This is a genomic window from Streptomyces prasinopilosus, from assembly GCF_001419695.1.
Classification (GTDB): Bacteria; Actinomycetota; Actinomycetes; order Streptomycetales; family Streptomycetaceae; genus Streptomyces; species Streptomyces prasinopilosus.
This window is the reverse complement of the sequence record NZ_LIRG01000715.1, coordinates 1-1160: the sequence shown is the minus strand read 5'-3', so window position 1 is coordinate 1160 and position 1160 is coordinate 1. Positions and strand designations below refer to the sequence as shown.

1 protein-coding gene is annotated in these 1160 nt (G+C 74.4%); it reads left to right on the top strand.

Going from position 1 to position 1160, the window contains the following annotated elements:
* Nucleotides 1-384 precede the first annotated feature (384 nt).
* Nucleotides 385-1160: Gfo/Idh/MocA family protein (locus tag AOK18_RS25100; protein ID WP_055695804.1), on the top strand; the 776-nt coding region annotated here is incomplete at its 3' end.

The following is a 1160-nucleotide window of genomic DNA, read 5'->3' as shown; positions in this document are numbered from 1 at the left end:
GGCCCGCCGGCCCGCCGGCCGGAGAACTCCCGGGCGTGGGGGTGGAGTTCCTGGTCGAACCGGGAGCAGATGAGGGGTTCGCCGTCGGTCACGGCCCTGGTCGTCGCCGTGCCCGGGACGGCAGGCCGCTCGGCCCGCTCTCCGCCGCGCGGGCGGCCTCGGCCGGGCATCGCCGCTCTCCCCGGGCGGGGGCCCGGGGGCCCTGAGCCCATCCGGACGGAACGGCCGGCCGTTCCGCCCGCTCCCTCGCGGACGGGTGCCGCCCGCCCGATCCACTCCTTGACACCCTCACCCGTGCGCACTCAAGGTTTGTCTGGACAAGGACGAATGGAACGACGGAACAGGGAACGGTCCGGGTACGGAACGGTCCGAGGAAGGGCTCTCATGGTGGATACGCTCGGTGTCGCCGTCATCGGATTCGGCTGGATGGGGCGGGTGCACACCCAGGCGTACGCGCGGGTGCCGCACCACTATCCGCAGCTCGCCCTGCGCCCGGAGCTGGTCACGGTCGCCGAGGAGGTTCCGGGCCGGGCCGAGGAGGCCGCCGCGCGGTTCGGGTTCGCCCGCGCCACCCGCGACTGGCGTGATGTGGCCGCCGACCCGAGCATCCGGGCGGTCAGCATCACGGCCCCGAACTTCCTGCACCGTGAGATCGGCGTCGCGATGGCCGAGGCCGGCAAGCACATCTGGATCGAGAAGCCGGTCGGGCTCACCGCCGACGACGCCCGCGCGGTGGCGGACGCCGTCGAGAAGGCCGGCGTCCGCAGCGCGGTCGGCTTCAACTACCGCAACGCGCCCGCCGTGGAAGCGGCCCGCGCGCTGATCGCCGCCGGTGACATCGGCACCGTCACCCACGCCCGCTTCCGTCTGTTCAGCGACTACGCCGCCCACCCCGAGTCCGCCCTGACCTGGCGCTACGAGCGGGAGCGCGGCGGCAGCGGAGTGCTCGGCGACCTGGCCTCGCACGGCGCCGACCTGGCCCGCTTCCTGCTCGGCGACATCGCCTCGCTGACCGCCGACACGGCGATCTTCCTGCCCGATCGGGCCCGCCCGGCCGGCGCCACCGCGGGTCATTCCCGTGCCGCCGGAGGCGAACTCGGCCCGGTGGAGAACGAGGACTACGTGAACTGCCTGCTGCGCTTCGCCTCCGGCGCGCGCGG